This window comes from Bacillus cereus group sp. Bc061 (assembly GCF_027715825.1).
Classification (GTDB): domain Bacteria; phylum Bacillota; class Bacilli; order Bacillales; family Bacillaceae_G; genus Bacillus_A; species Bacillus_A paranthracis.
Window position 1 is genome coordinate 1,383,057 of sequence record NZ_JAQFTZ010000001.1, and the last position, 13,831, is coordinate 1,396,887.

Below are 13,831 nucleotides of genomic sequence, written 5' to 3' on the forward strand. Positions count from 1 at the left end.
TTTCGTTACTAGAAATTATATTTTTCAATATTATCCTTTGTAAATACAACTCGCTCTGGCAATACGATAATTCCGTTTCCTTCTGCCTCATAATCATATCCTTGAATGGAGTTTGGCTCTACTTTCACTTTTCCAATTCCTTTTACTTCGAAGCTATCCCCTACTTTTAACTTCTTCCCTTTTACAACAATTTCATTTGCTACATAAGTTGCGAGTGCACCTTGTTGTTTTACGTCCCATAATCCGAATTGTTGTACAGTTCCTCGTTTTACGTAATCACGCATAACGTTTGGTGTAGAGAAGCCAGTTACGACAACCTTTTTATCCATTTTTAAATTTTCAGCTGCTTGTGCCATTGCCGGAAGTGCCGTTGCATCTGGACAAATGACCGCATTAATATCAGGGTACGTTTTTAAAATATTCTCCCCTACTGACAGAGACTTTTGCGCATTATTTTCACCGTACTGCGTCGTTACAATTTCCCAGTTCGGATATTTCTCTTTAATAATTTCTTTCGCTTTCGTTACCCATTGGTTTTGATCTGTTACTGTTGGGCTAGAATAAAAAAATGCTACTTTCCCTTTATCTCCAATTTGCTTGGAAGTCATTTCTATTAATAAATTAGCAAGTTGGTCTGGTGTTCCTTGGCTTATATAAAAGGAACGATCTTTCGGATTCACATCGGAATCCCATGTTAACACCGTCATCCCTTTTTTCTTAGCACGTTGCAGTGATTGCGATAAACCATCAACTGACGTTGAAGAAACCATAAGTGCATCATAGTTTTGGTTAATGAAATTGTTTATATATTTTACTTGCCCAGATACACTTGCTTCAGAGGGGCCATCATATTTCACTTGTACGCCTAGTTTATCTCCCATCTCTTTTGCTCCTTCACCACCTGATGTAAAGAATCCAACTCCTGTTAATTTCGGGATAAATGCAAATTTCACATCATCCGCTTTTTTCTTATCTGCGGTTTGACTAGAACAGGCGATTAAACCGATTAAACAAATACATACAATGAATACAATCCCTAGTTTTCTCTTCATGACATTTCCTCCTTATGCAAATTCTTTCTTTTCCCCAGTGTGAATTGATGTAATTTGAAATGTCTCATAATAACTGAAAGAATAAGGATAATACCAATTACTACGTTGGATTGTTCATTTGTTAAACCCGTCATTTGCAAGCCATACTGCATGAGTCCAATGAAAATACTCGCCAGTACAGTACCGATAATGCTTCCTTTTCCCCCTGTAATAAGTGTCCCGCCTAATACGACTGCCGTAATGATTGGTAAAATTGTTTCACTTCCCATATCAGCACGTGCAGAACCGAAATAGGCAGTTAAGAAAGTCCCCCCTAATCCACCTCCTAACCCGGAAAGTATGTAAGCGATTATGACTACTTTTTTCGTTTTAATCCCGGTGTATTTTGCTGTATTTTCGTTCGCACCTGTTAATTTTACATGGCGCCCGTATATAGTTTGGTGAAATAATACAGTACATAAAACTGTTAATACGATCAGTAGCCATAATAAATTCGGTATTCCTATAAAACTACCGTTTGCCAGTTGTACAAATGTGTCAGGTAAACCGCTTATTCCTTCGTACCCAGAAGCACCTGCCCCTCCTGAAATGACGAGTGCAATTCCTCCGTATAAAAACATCGTTCCGAGTGTAACGACGAGTGGTTCTACATCTGTCATTTTTATAATGAGTCCGTTTATAGCGCCTGCTAAACAACTAATTATTAGGGCGATTATGACAGCAAACAAAATAGATATTCCGTTCATCCAAAGTACACCGATCAAGATCGAAGTGAGACCCATTATTGAGCCGACCGATACATCAATTCCTCCTGTTACTATAACGAAAGTCATTGGTATCGCCGCAATTGCGATAAATAGGAAATCATTTGTACTAAAAAGGAGATTACTAATATTTAAGAAATCACTATTGATTAAACTAAAGAGAATGAATTCTATAAGAAGCAATACAATTAGAACACCTTCCCATCTGTATACATACTTCATAGATTCATCCTCCTTTCTGCCTTCCACTTTTTCATAACGCTATCTAATATGACGATTAGCAATAATAAGAAACCTGAAATAGCATTATTCCAAAATGCTGGTATTTTTAAAAAGACGAGTGAACTGCTTATTGTTTCTAAAAATAATGCTCCTAATGCAGCTCCAAATATAGATCCTGTTCCGCCTTTTAGATGAATGCCTCCTAGTACAGCGGCTGCGATTACTTGTAATTCTAATCCTGTACCTGTCTGATTAGGAATGAACCCGATATTCATAACAAATATGCACCCAGCGAGCGCAGCACTTATACCTGAAATCATAAACGCATATATCTTCACTTGATTAACAGGTATACCAATAAGTCTCGCGCCATCTTCATTATCACCTACCGCATAAAAGTATCTTCCAAATGGCGCCTTCCTTAAAAAGAAGTATAGTAGTAGTAAAATAATAAGAACAACCCATACAATTATCGGCAGACCAAGTATGACGATAGATGACAGCTGCTTAAAATCATTTGGAATATCTTCTATCCACTTACCGCCTGTAAAAATTAACATCGCACCTCTAACAATTCCTAGCATACCTAATGTCATAATAATGGCTGGCACCCGAAACATCGCAACGCCAATACCATTTACGAAACCGATAATGATTCCAAGTATAATAGCAGCAAATATCGACAAGGATGCACTATACTCATTCGTTAACATCATTCCGCAAACTGCTGCGCTTAACCCCATGCTTGAACCAACTGATACATCTATATTTTTTGTAAATAAGACGAACGATTGACCGATTGCTAACACGACTAAAATAACGCTAGATTTCATCATTAAAGATAACGAGTTAAATTGAATAAAACTAGGATTTATCATTCCTACAATAGCTATATACATTAGTAGTAACGTTATGATAGACGTTTCGTGCATTTTTAATATGCGTTTCATTCCGCTACACCTCCGTATGCAAGGCGTGTAACTTCATTCACACTCAGTTGTTCTTTTTCCATATGAGAAACAAATCGTCCATTTCTCATTACATATACACGGTTTACTAATTGAACAATTTCTTCAACATCTGAAGAGATTAATAAAATTGCGAGTCCTTCCCTTTTCATTTTTTCGATCGTCTCATACACTTCAAGCCTTGCTTTCGCATCAATTCCACGAGTCGGCTCATCCAGAATAATAACTTTAGGATTACATGCGAGATACTTTGCAAGCACGACCTTCTGCTGATTACCTCCTGATAAAGATGCCAGTTCTTCATTCATATCCTGTACAACAATTCGGAACTGTTCTATAAACGAATTAACTAAAGCGCTTTCTTTTTCTTGGTTTATAAAAAAGCGATTATTTTGCTGTAAACTTGCTGCTGCAATATTTTCTTTAACAGAAGCAATTGAGAAAATGCCATTCCTCGCCCTATCCTCCGGCACATAAACTAGTCCTTCGTCTAGCCTTTTATGCAAAGAACATGTATCAATTGATTTCCCATCTAATAAAATAGACCCTGTTTTTACAGTTTTCAATCCAAATATCGCTTCTGCTAATTCCGTTCTGCCCGATCCAACAATGCCAGCAATACCTACAATCTCACCAGCATGTACAGTGAATGAAATATTTTCGAATGCGTGACCATTTATATCAATCACTTCTAATATTTTTTTCATCCTTGTGGTCTCTTGAACTACTTCTATTTTCTCTTTCTGTTTATACCCTTTTGGCAATAGCCCCTCCATCAGCATGTCATATGTATAGTCACATACATCTCCTTGACTTACAATCATTCCATCACGTAGTATTGCTACTTTGTTGGCAATTTCAAAGATTTCTGGAAAACGATGCGTAATATAAATCATCCCTATTCCTTTTTCTTGTAAACTTTTCATCAACACAAAAAGACTCTTAATTTCGTGAGTTGTTAATGTCGATGTTGGCTCATCTAGAATAAGAATCTCGGCTTCTCGTATTAATCCTCTCACAATTTCTACTAACTGTTGTTGCGCAATCGATAATGATCCTCCTAGTTCATTAAGGTCAATATCCCACCCTAGACTGTTAATCAATTGCTCAATCTGTACTCTTAATTTCTTTTTCTTTTCTTTTAACCCGATACATATATTTTCTTCAATAGTCATATGCGGAAAAATGAGCGGTTCTTGCGGTATTAAATACATACCTTTTCGATGTGCTTCTGACGGATTTGAAAACTGTTGCTTCGTTCCTTTTACATACATTTCTCCATCATCATACGAATATAACCCCATTAATATTTTCATTAATGTTGATTTCCCGGCACCATTCCCTCCAACTAAAGCGTATATATCTCCGCGCTCTACTTGAATGTTCACTTCTTTTAATACAAGTTGATTTAAAAACGCCTTACTCATTTTTTTTACTTGTAATAAAGGTACGTTCTCCACATGATGTCACCTGCCTTTATACAGAACATTTTTTGAGAAAATGATTATTTGTTCTACTTGTTTTGTAGCATTGTATATTCCTTTTTTTATATCTAGAACACTTTTTTCTACGTACTATTAATCGCTTCAACTGGAATAAACAAAATATATGGTACATATGTTTAAGCTGTGGTCAATTGTTGAAAGGGATGAAGAGTATGACACAGCTGAACTTTGAAGAGAATTTATTAACGAAAGTAGCTTGGTACTATTATAAGGACCAATTAACACAACAAGAAATCGCTTCACTTCTTCACATTTCAAGAAATAAAGTTGTTCGGTTATTAGAGAAGGCGCGGAGTGAAGGTATCGTTACATTTCACGTAAAAGGGACTGGTTTGCACTGTTTAAGTATTGAGCGTGACTTAATGAAAAAATTCCACTTAAAAGATGCTTTTATTATCCCGACCCCAGTAAACAATTATCACGATTCTCTCGGAAAAGCTGCTGCACAATATTTAGAAACTCAGCTCCAGCAAGGAGATTTACTCGGTATTGGCTGGGGAGAAACAATTAGCAAAATGCTAGAAAACATTCATTTCGAAAGTTCTATTAATCTCTCAATCGTAACGTTAACAGGCGGAGTAAATCACTATCTCCCGAGAAAACAAAACTATTTACATTACATGCAAGGTGATCTTCACATTATCCCTACGCCGTTTCTAGCGTCTACAACCGAAATGGCACAAAGTATTCTATCAGAACCGAGTGTAAAAGATATGCTTCATGTCGCTTCACTTGCTCATACGGCTGTTGTCGGTATTGGAGGACTATCTCAAGACGCTACGATTGTAAAAAAAGAAAAATTAACATTACGTGAGATGACATATATTCGTAGTCAAAACGGTGCTGGCGATATTTTAGGACAGTTTTATGATACAAATGGCAATTTATTAGAGCTCTCGCATCACAATCGTCTAATTGGCACGCCTCTCTCTATTTTGCGCAATATGAATCATGTCGTCGGTGTTGCTGGAGGTATAGAAAAGATAGATGCAATTTATGGTGCCTTAAAAGGAAAGTTTATTCATACATTAATTACCGATGAGGAGACTGCCCTCTCCTTATTACGAAAGGATGGTGATTGTTCATGTCCCATTTATTAGCTTTCGATGCTGGTACAGGAAGCATTCGAGCAGTTCTTTTTGATTTACATGGTAATCAAACTGCAGTAAGTCAAAAAGAATGGATTCACAAATCTGACCCTCGTTATCCAGGCTCTATGAACTTTGATGTAATAGAAAATTGGAAGCTAGTACAAGAATGCACGAAAGAGGTTCTTCAAAAAAGCAATACCCCTGCCTCTTCTATTCTTGCTATTAGCGCTACAAGTATGCGGGAAGGATTTGTTTTATATGATCAAGATGGGCAAGAAATATGGGCGTGTGCAAATGTTGATGGGCGTGCATCTGCGGAGGTTAGTGAACTAAAAGAAATTCGGTCACATCTTGAAAAAGATTTATATACAAAGTCTGGTCAAACTTTTTCATTAGGTGCTTTACCCCGCCTACTTTGGATTAAAAAACATGAACCTGACGTCTATAATACTATTCACTCTTTTACAATGTTAAACGATTGGATTTTATATAAACTGAGCGGCGTGCTGCAAATTGATCCTTCAAACGGTTGTACGTCTGGAATCTTTGATTTACAAAATAGAAATTGGGATAACGATGTAGCTAAAGAGTGTGGTATAACTTTGCCATTTTCACCAAAAGTAAATGAAGCTGGTACAGTAATTGGCAACGTTACAAAAGAGTGTGCAGCATTAACTGGATTACGTGAAGGAATTCCTGTCGTAGCCGGGGGCGGAGATGCTCAAATGGCATCGCTCGGAACTGGAGTTGTGAAACCGAATCAAACATTAATATGCGGAGGTAGTTTTTGGCAACAAGAAGTGAATGTTACTGAGCCAATAATAGATCCACAAGCTGCGATTCGTATAAATTGTCACGTCGTACGTAACCTATGGCAATACGAAACGATTGCCTTTTTCCCAGGCCTCGTTATGCGCTGGTTTCGAGACGCTTTTTGCCAAGAGGAAAAGAAACTTGCTGACAAACTCGGTGTAGATGCTTATGAATTATTAGAAGAACAAGCAAAAGACGTACCTGTCGGCTCACATGGCATTATCCCTACTTTTTCAAACGTTATGAACTACATTTCTTGGCGTCATGCCGCACCATCTTTTTTAAATTTAAGTTTAGACGCTGACAAATGTGGAAAAAAAGAGCTATTCCGTGCTATTGAAGAAAATGCCGCCTTCGTTACACTTGGAAACTTAAAATTAATAGAAAATCTCACAGGAACATTCCCTTCTGAAGTCGTTTTTGCTGGTGGTGCCGCTAAAGGAAAACTATGGCCACAAATTCTATCAGACGTCCTTGGTATTCCTGTAAAAGTACCTGTTGTGAAAGAAGCAGCTGCTTTAGGAACTGCAATTGCTGCAGGAGTTGGTGCTGGCATATATGCATCTATGGAAGAGACTGCCGAAGAGTTTGTACAGTGGGAGCAAACATTCGAACCAGTTACTGAAAATCACGAACTATATAAAGAGTTCTATGAAACCTGGAAAACTGTATATGACAGTCAGCTCACTTTAGCTGATAACGGGCTCACCTCACATATGTGGATTGCGCCTGGTGCACTGTAACACATTACATAAAGGAGTGAACTGTATGCTAAAAGCGAATGAAAATGACTTCTCCTATCGCTTCGGTGATAACGGGCCGAAATATTTAATACAAGGTCCGAATATTGATCTTGGCCTTGTTGTCATTCAGCCTGGACAGGAGTTTCAAAACCATTATCATACGACGTGCGAAGAGGTCTTTTATGCATTAGAAGGTGAAATAGATTTCTATGTAAATAACGAAAGAGTTCCAATGAAACAAGGTGATGTCCTGCAAGTTCGTCCTCATGAATCTCACTATCTTATTAACCATTCTGACAAACCTTTTAAAGCGGTTTTTATAAAGTCACCACACTTACCAAATAAAGATACTGTTCAAACGGAAAATCCAACATTAACGAAGGAGTGATTTTGAATGACTTGGGGATTTAAAAATCGATTAAATACAATTTTACCTGATGGCAGAGCGGTTATGTTAGCGATAGATCACGGCTACTTTTTAGGACCAATTCACGGGCTTGAACAACCACTTGAAACAGTTAAAAACTTGCTTCCTTACACAGATTCCCTCTTTTTAACGCGAGGTGTACTTAACTCCTGCATTCCTGAAAACTGCAGCACACCGATGGTTATGCGTGTATCAGGCGGAGCTACTGTCGTCGGTAAAGACTTAGCGAATGAAACAATTGTTACCCCTGTAAAAGAAGCAGTAAAACAAAATGCAATTGGCGTCGGTGTATCTGTTTTCGTCGGATCAGACTATGAAACACAAACAGTTTCGAATCTCGCAAATGTAGTTTCAGAAGCTCACGATTATGGTCTGCCAGTACTTGGCATTACCGCAGTTGCAAAAGAACTGCAAAAACGTGAAGCTCGCTTTTTAGCACTTGCTTCCCGTGTATGCGTTGAAATGGGTGCTGACATTATTAAAACGTATTACTGCGAAGGATTCGAAAAAATTACAAGCACTTGCCCTGCCCCAGTCGTCATCGCGGGCGGCCCAAAACTAGATTCAATTGAAGACGCATTAAACATTACGTATAACGCCCTGCAAGAAGGTGCAATCGGCGTAGATATGGGCCGCAACATATGGCAATCCGAACATCCAGCTGCGATGATTCAAGCGATACATGGGATTGTGAAAAATGGGTTGAATGTGAAAGAGGCACTCCAATTATATGAGGATGTAAAAAATTAAAACAAACTATTGCATTTAAAGGAAAAGCCCATATGCTAGATTACTGAGTAATCTAACATATGGGCTTTCTTTTACGTTTTTCATTGTTTTGAATTTAATCTATAGATCGCGCACATTCCAAACAATCTCACCGCGTTCGCCAAACGTACTATGATGTCGCGTAAATCCTAACTTCTCTAACACTCGAAAAGACGCAGTATTCCAAGCGCCTACAGTAGACCATAGTCTTTTGCGCCCCGTAGCAATCGCAGCCTCCAATACCGCTGATGCTGCCTCTGTCGCATAACCCATGCGATGAGCACTACGGAACAACTCGTATGCAATCTCCGGCTCTTCAAGCGTGGAACGACCGATAATTAAGCCACAGTAACCGATGAAATCGCCTTCGTCTCGTCTACGAATCGTGAGAAGAGAAATACCATTTTCAGCTGCTATCTTGCGCTTCTCAATAAGATCGTTACGAACAGATTCAACGGTTGGCATTTCAACTCCACGTTCACCAACTAGTTCTCTAAGCCAGACTGCATCGGATTCCTCCCACATATTCAGGTCGAGTCGTTCCGTTTTCAGCTGGAACGCCATATCTTTAAATACAGATGTCATAGCGGTAACCTCCTATTTATATCACTGTACTACTTATAATCGTTTCGTACTGTACCATATGGGAAACCTGCTAGATTCTCTAGTTTTTTTGCATTAAGATACATTATTGTTATTTTATGCATAAGCAATTCCTTTGCAAAATAGACCTTGTTATGAAACTTCATTTTAAAAATTTAACTAGATTACACTCTTTTAGTTGCTACTTATACAGTATATGAAATTTATATCAACGATTTTCTCGATATATCGACGATTCAACACAACATATCGATTTACCAACAATATTATTTATGAAGCACCCACTCAATTAACTCAATTGCTGCTTTAATACGGTCCTTCGTATCATCTAAAAATAGTTTATTAAGTAACACATCTAAATGAATTGGCTTATTCGGTAACGTTTGAATATACTTCAACACAGATCCCGCTGGCGGTACTGGCTTATTATTAATAGCCCATATTCCTTCTAACAATGTCCAAGTTGAAGTTTGAACTATGTATGAAGCCTTTAACTCATCATTTGCTTTCAAAGCAGATTGAATTTTAATGAACGAACTCTGTAACCAATGAGAAATGCCTTTCACTTTGTCGCTAGAAACACGATAGTTTTCAAATTCAGATATAGCTATTTCTTTTAGTTTTTTTAAGTCACCACTTTTATCAAATAAACATTTATCACATCCATATTTTACTATAAATCAAAAAAAGAGGATATTTGTTTATTAATAAACAAATATCCTCTACCTTTACATATATATTACGACTGTTGATAAGCCGCTTTCGATGATTTCACATAATAAACTGCGTGATCCACATTAATGATATGATCTGGCTTTGGTTTACCACGGCTCGCTCTATGTCCAGCTAAATGTTCTTCACTTGTTTCCCAGTTTTTCCAAGCTTCTTCAGATTCCCAGCGAATCATAACGACTACTTCTTCGTCGCCGCGTCTTACTTTTTTCACAAGAACACTTAAATCAATAAAACCTTCAAACTTTTCAATAATACCTTCTCCAGTAAAACGTTCTACAACTATATTTGATGTACCTTCTTTTACTGTAAATGTTTTCGTTTCGATAAACATATATCCCACTCCTTCATTGTAATACGAATACTACTATACTTCTATTATAGTTGATTATGATAATTATTTTCAATTATAAAGTTTAGATTTTTCGAATTATGCTGTTTTCTCTTCAACTGCCCCATCTAAAAATTTGAAATATGGGAGTAAGATTCCGATTAAAGAAGTGACACATATAATTGAACCGATAATAAAGTATAGCGCTCTTACTCCCCACATTTCACTCAATATTCCCCCTACTAGCACACCTAATGGCATAGCGGATCGTATGAAAAATAATCGCACTGAAAATACTTGTCCTATCATATTGTTCGGAACTGACTGTTGGCATATCGTTGTGTTATGAACATTGAAAAATGCAATACAAATCCCTGCTATTACTTCAATTATTATTGCAATGATAATACTATGATTGAACCCTAGCGAAATGTATGTGAGCCCCCCTATAAACAATCCTCCAAGCATAAGTATACGCCGGCTTTTATATGTTACTTTTCCGACTAGTATAGATCCAACTACATAGCCAAGTGGGAATCCGGCCATAAAATAACCAAATTCCGCATATCCCGCTGATAGCTCATCTTTTATATAAGGAAGGTTTGTGACCATTGTTACTCCTACTCCAAATTGAACGAAAGTAAGAAATATACCGAGCCAAACAATGATTGGTTTTGTGAAAAAATATGTAAAACCGTGAAGAAACTGTTCTAGCCACGTTTTCCGAATAGGTTGCGACGTTCTATTTTCTTTTATATAAAGTAAGAAAGTGCCACTAACAAATAAACAAATGCATACGAAAGATAATGCAAGTTCTGTGCCAATCAAATGAATGACTACTCCACCTAATACTGGCGCAAGAAACATCATAAGACGAGTCATTCCATCAATGTACGCATTTGCATCTTGAAGTTGTTCTTTCCCTACAATGCTCGGTGTAATTGCTTGACTTGCAGGTGTATAAAGTGGTGTAATAAGTCCCACTACAATTTGAACAACATAAATGTGCCAAACTTCTAAACTACCGGAAACTAACATTATCAAAGGTAATAAGAATACGGACGCTCGTATCCATTGTGAAAAAATCATAATCCACTTCCGACTCCATTTATCAATAAATGGGCCACTGATTAATTGCAGTATGAGTGATGGGATGAAATATAATAGCCACATACTACTTAAAGCCATTTCCGATCCTGTTAACTCATATACTAGAATTGAATTACATAACGTTCCGAAACCGCCTCCTAATTCTGAGATTGCACTACCAATCCACATAAAAAAGAACGAGCGATTTTTCAATATATTTTTCAATTTCACACACCAACTTTTCTTTTATATTCCTCCCTTTATGTACATTCTCGTTGTTAATTATCTATTCAAAAACATATCTAATTCTTTCGCTAAAGACTGTACTGCTTTCTTTCTTAATACATATTTTCCGTCATGTATATCCACTAACTTCGCCGCACGTAACAATTTCAAATGGTGGTGTACAGTCGATTTACCAAGTTGCAATCTTTCTGTAATTTCCTGCAATGTTCGTTCTTTTTCGAACAACATTTTTACAATGCGTAACCTCGCTTCATCTCCAAGAGCTTTATGTTTTTGAACTAAAAAATAGTTCGGTTCATATGGATCTTCAGGATGGATACTTTCGTTTGCAACTGGATAATGAAATACTTTCGTATCTTCAACATCCGCCTCAATATTCCACGGTCTGTACGTCATTTGCGGAATAAGAAGTACGTAATGAACACTTGGCTCTGGCATATAGTTCACGCCACCAGTGGCCCACTCGACAAACTCTTCCGGTTTCATCTTTTTATTCATTTCATTCTTTGCTTCATAATCTCGTTTGAATATAGAAAGTATTTGTTCTTCCTCTCTTTTAATAACACTGTCGTACCATCCTGTCATAACAGCAATTAAATGGGATTTTAGCACTTGTACATCAACATCACATATAAAACGAATATACGTAGAGAAAAACTGATGTTCTTGTGTCAGTTCCATTAGTTCATGTATTGCAGTTACGTTTCCACTTGCCGCTAAAGTTCTTTTTTCTTGGTACTTCTCCCCTAAAAACGGTAAACATATATATTTCAAATCTACTTCTGAAAGCGAATCGATTTTACCATGAAACTGTGCTAAGTCCTGAAAATCCTCTTCATACAACAACTGAAGTAACGCTTTCCACGTATTATGTTTTTCTACAAACTGTAAGTGCTCTCTCATTTCTTCTGTTAATGATTGCTTCATTTCTTCCCATTCATTTTGGCTCTTTTCAAGAGTATCAATTAACCGCTTATGAGTAATTGCTGCAATGCCAAGAGCACATTCGAAAAGTATCGAATATTTCACTTGAACGTTATAAGTTTCCCTCTTTCTACTCGTTATGTGATAGACCTCCATTTTTATCCCTCCTTGTTTGCTATATATTAAATTCTATGTTTATCGAATTTTACCTTCTACATTTTTAGAATTAACAAAATTTTAGTTGAAATACATTCATTCTAAATTAAGAAGAATAGGAGCTTTTTTATATACAAATAATAAGCCTCAAGGAGTTGTTGACATGTATTTCATATTGAATATGTTAGGGATTTTCGTTGTCATATTAATCGTTTTCTTATGTTCGCCTAATAAAAAACATATAAAATGGAGACCAATTGTAATTCTCATCATATTGGAGCTTTTTATTACGTGGTTTATGTTAGGCACAAAGCTAGGCAGTATTATCATTAATAAAATTGCTTCATTTTTCAGTTGGCTACTGGCATGTGCGAATGAAGGAATTCGATTTGCATTTCCTTCTGCTATGGAAAATCAAACAATTGATTTCTTCTTTAGCGCATTACTTCCTATCATTTTTGTTATCACGTTCTTTGATATTCTTTCTTACTTTGGAATCTTAACTTGGATTATTGATAAAGTAGGTGCAATTATTTCAAAGATTTCTCGTTTACCCAAGTTAGAAAGCTTCTTTTCGATTCAAATGATGTTTTTAGGGAACACCGAAGCGCTTGCTGTTGTTCGGGATCAATTATCTGTTTTAAAAGAAAATCGTCTGCTGACTTTTGGAATTATGAGTATGAGTAGCGTCAGCGGATCCATTCTTGGTGCTTATTTATCAATGGTTCCAGCAACATATATTTTCAGCGCAATCCCATTAAACTGTATTAACGCATTAATTTTAGCCAATGTATTAAATCCTGTGGAAGTTTCGAAAGAAGAAGATGTTGTTTATTCACCTTCCAAACATGAAAAAAAGGATTTCTTTTCTACTATTTCCAACAGTATGTTAGTCGGGATGAATATGGTTATCGTTATTTTAGCTATGGTAATTGGATATGTAGCTTTAACAGCATGTTTAAATGGGATTTTAGGATTTTTTGTAACGGGTTTAACAATTCAAAAAATCTTCTCTATTATCTTTAGTCCTTTCGCTTTTTTACTCGGTTTATCGGGCAGTGATGCTATGTATGTAGCTGAACTAATGGGGATCAAAATAACGACGAATGAATTTGTTGCAATGATGGATTTAAAATCAAACTTAAAGTCTTTACAACCGCATACAGTTGCGGTTGCCACAACATTTCTAGCTTCTTTTGCTAACTTTAGTACAGTAGGTATGATTTATGGAACTTACAATTCATTATTTGGCGGCGAAAAATCATCAGTCATCGGGAAAAATGTTTGGAAGCTTCTTGTGAGCGGAATGGCTGTTTCCTTATTAAGCGCTATGCTTGTTGGGCTTTTTGTATGGTAAATAATTTTTAAAATAAAAGACACCCAAACGAATTAAGTGT

At 36.7% G+C, this 13,831-nt stretch carries 13 protein-coding genes and 1 pseudogene; 5 read left to right on the forward strand and 9 right to left on the reverse strand.

From position 1 onward, the window contains the following. Nucleotides 1-8 precede the first annotated feature (8 nt). The 4 genes from lsrB to PDQ40_RS07300 are packed head-to-tail and all read right to left on the reverse strand — an operon-like array spanning nucleotide 9 to nucleotide 4,466. Nucleotides 9-1,052 carry an autoinducer 2 ABC transporter substrate-binding protein LsrB gene (gene lsrB, locus PDQ40_RS07285; protein ID WP_048557976.1) on the reverse strand — a complete coding sequence of 348 codons (1,044 nt, stop codon included), beginning with the start codon at nucleotides 1,050-1,052 and terminating at the stop codon, nucleotides 9-11. After that, complete coding sequence (locus PDQ40_RS07290; RefSeq protein WP_142385770.1) at nucleotides 1,049-2,038, reverse strand: ABC transporter permease; 990 nt, start codon at nucleotides 2,036-2,038, stop codon at nucleotides 1,049-1,051. Before PDQ40_RS07290 ends, lsrB begins: the two co-directional genes overlap by 4 nt. Then, the gene (locus tag PDQ40_RS07295; protein WP_270691301.1) at nucleotides 2,035-2,988 is read right to left on the reverse strand and encodes an ABC transporter permease subunit; all 954 of its coding nucleotides are present in this window, start codon (nucleotides 2,986-2,988) and stop codon (nucleotides 2,035-2,037) included. The genes PDQ40_RS07290 and PDQ40_RS07295 overlap by 4 nt, the downstream gene beginning before the upstream one ends. Further along, entirely contained in the window at nucleotides 2,985-4,466 is a 1,482-nt protein-coding gene (locus PDQ40_RS07300; RefSeq protein ID WP_270691302.1) for a sugar ABC transporter ATP-binding protein, read from the reverse strand. The genes PDQ40_RS07295 and PDQ40_RS07300 overlap by 4 nt, the downstream gene beginning before the upstream one ends. 197 nt (nucleotides 4,467-4,663) lie before the next feature. On the opposite strand from PDQ40_RS07300, the gene PDQ40_RS07305 reads away from it, so the two are divergent. The 4 genes from PDQ40_RS07305 to lsrF are packed head-to-tail and all read left to right on the forward strand — an operon-like array spanning nucleotide 4,664 to nucleotide 8,335. Next, on the forward strand, nucleotides 4,664-5,611 hold the full coding sequence (locus PDQ40_RS07305) for a sugar-binding transcriptional regulator (RefSeq protein ID WP_270691304.1): 948 nt from the start codon (nucleotides 4,664-4,666) through the stop codon (nucleotides 5,609-5,611). Continuing rightward, on the forward strand, nucleotides 5,596-7,158 hold the full coding sequence (gene lsrK, locus PDQ40_RS07310) for an autoinducer-2 kinase (protein WP_000018823.1): 1,563 nt from the start codon (nucleotides 5,596-5,598) through the stop codon (nucleotides 7,156-7,158). Before PDQ40_RS07305 ends, lsrK begins: the two co-directional genes overlap by 16 nt. Before the next feature lie 25 nt (nucleotides 7,159-7,183). Continuing rightward, nucleotides 7,184-7,546, forward strand: a complete 363-nt coding sequence (locus tag PDQ40_RS07315; RefSeq protein ID WP_000909989.1) for a cupin domain-containing protein — start codon at nucleotides 7,184-7,186, stop codon at nucleotides 7,544-7,546. 6 nt (nucleotides 7,547-7,552) lie between these two features. Further along, nucleotides 7,553-8,335 (forward strand): 3-hydroxy-5-phosphonooxypentane-2,4-dione thiolase, encoded by a 783-nt coding sequence (gene lsrF, locus PDQ40_RS07320; protein ID WP_000219757.1) that lies wholly within the window; start codon nucleotides 7,553-7,555, stop codon nucleotides 8,333-8,335. Between the two features lie 99 nt (nucleotides 8,336-8,434). On the opposite strand, the gene PDQ40_RS07325 is transcribed toward lsrF, so the two are convergent. From PDQ40_RS07325 to PDQ40_RS07345, 5 genes and pseudogenes are all read right to left on the reverse strand, one after another. Further along, nucleotides 8,435-8,938 carry a GNAT family N-acetyltransferase gene (locus tag PDQ40_RS07325; RefSeq protein ID WP_000204931.1) on the reverse strand — a complete coding sequence of 168 codons (504 nt, stop codon included), beginning with the start codon at nucleotides 8,936-8,938 and terminating at the stop codon, nucleotides 8,435-8,437. Between the two features lie 284 nt (nucleotides 8,939-9,222). Next, nucleotides 9,223-9,606, reverse strand: a pseudogene (locus PDQ40_RS07330) (DNA polymerase subunit beta); the annotation flags it as partial. 89 nt (nucleotides 9,607-9,695) lie between these two features. Further along, nucleotides 9,696-10,022 (reverse strand): heme-degrading monooxygenase HmoA, encoded by a 327-nt coding sequence (gene hmoA / locus PDQ40_RS07335; RefSeq protein ID WP_000469503.1) that lies wholly within the window; start codon nucleotides 10,020-10,022, stop codon nucleotides 9,696-9,698. Between the two features lie 96 nt (nucleotides 10,023-10,118). Then, nucleotides 10,119-11,339 carry an MFS transporter gene (locus PDQ40_RS07340; RefSeq protein ID WP_076855853.1) on the reverse strand — a complete coding sequence of 407 codons (1,221 nt, stop codon included), beginning with the start codon at nucleotides 11,337-11,339 and terminating at the stop codon, nucleotides 10,119-10,121. A gap of 51 nt (nucleotides 11,340-11,390) precedes the next feature. Then, complete coding sequence (locus PDQ40_RS07345) at nucleotides 11,391-12,434, reverse strand: ArsR/SmtB family transcription factor (protein WP_229136681.1); 1,044 nt, start codon at nucleotides 12,432-12,434, stop codon at nucleotides 11,391-11,393. Nucleotides 12,435-12,597: 163 nt separating this feature from the next. Between PDQ40_RS07345 and PDQ40_RS07350 the strand changes: the two genes are divergently transcribed. Beyond that, nucleotides 12,598-13,791, forward strand: a complete 1,194-nt coding sequence (locus PDQ40_RS07350) for a NupC/NupG family nucleoside CNT transporter (RefSeq protein ID WP_000273598.1) — start codon at nucleotides 12,598-12,600, stop codon at nucleotides 13,789-13,791. Nucleotides 13,792-13,831: the final 40 nt, after the last annotated feature.

Coding starts and splice junctions, on each gene's coding strand:
- lsrB (WP_048557976.1), bottom strand. CDS start 1,052: ATGAAGAGAAAACTAGGGATTGTATTCATTGTATGTATTTGTTTAATC.
- PDQ40_RS07290 (WP_142385770.1), bottom strand. CDS start 2,038: ATGAAGTATGTATACAGATGGGAAGGTGTTCTAATTGTATTGCTTCTT.
- PDQ40_RS07295 (WP_270691301.1), bottom strand. CDS start 2,988: ATGAAACGCATATTAAAAATGCACGAAACGTCTATCATAACGTTACTA.
- PDQ40_RS07305 (WP_270691304.1), top strand. CDS start 4,664: ATGACACAGCTGAACTTTGAAGAGAATTTATTAACGAAAGTAGCTTGG.
- lsrK (WP_000018823.1), top strand. CDS start 5,596: ATGTCCCATTTATTAGCTTTCGATGCTGGTACAGGAAGCATTCGAGCA.
- PDQ40_RS07315 (WP_000909989.1), top strand. CDS start 7,184: ATGCTAAAAGCGAATGAAAATGACTTCTCCTATCGCTTCGGTGATAAC.
- lsrF (WP_000219757.1), top strand. CDS start 7,553: ATGACTTGGGGATTTAAAAATCGATTAAATACAATTTTACCTGATGGC.
- PDQ40_RS07325 (WP_000204931.1), bottom strand. CDS start 8,938: ATGACATCTGTATTTAAAGATATGGCGTTCCAGCTGAAAACGGAACGA.
- hmoA (WP_000469503.1), bottom strand. CDS start 10,022: ATGTTTATCGAAACGAAAACATTTACAGTAAAAGAAGGTACATCAAAT.
- PDQ40_RS07345 (WP_229136681.1), bottom strand. CDS start 12,434: ATGGAGGTCTATCACATAACGAGTAGAAAGAGGGAAACTTATAACGTT.
- PDQ40_RS07350 (WP_000273598.1), top strand. CDS start 12,598: ATGTATTTCATATTGAATATGTTAGGGATTTTCGTTGTCATATTAATC.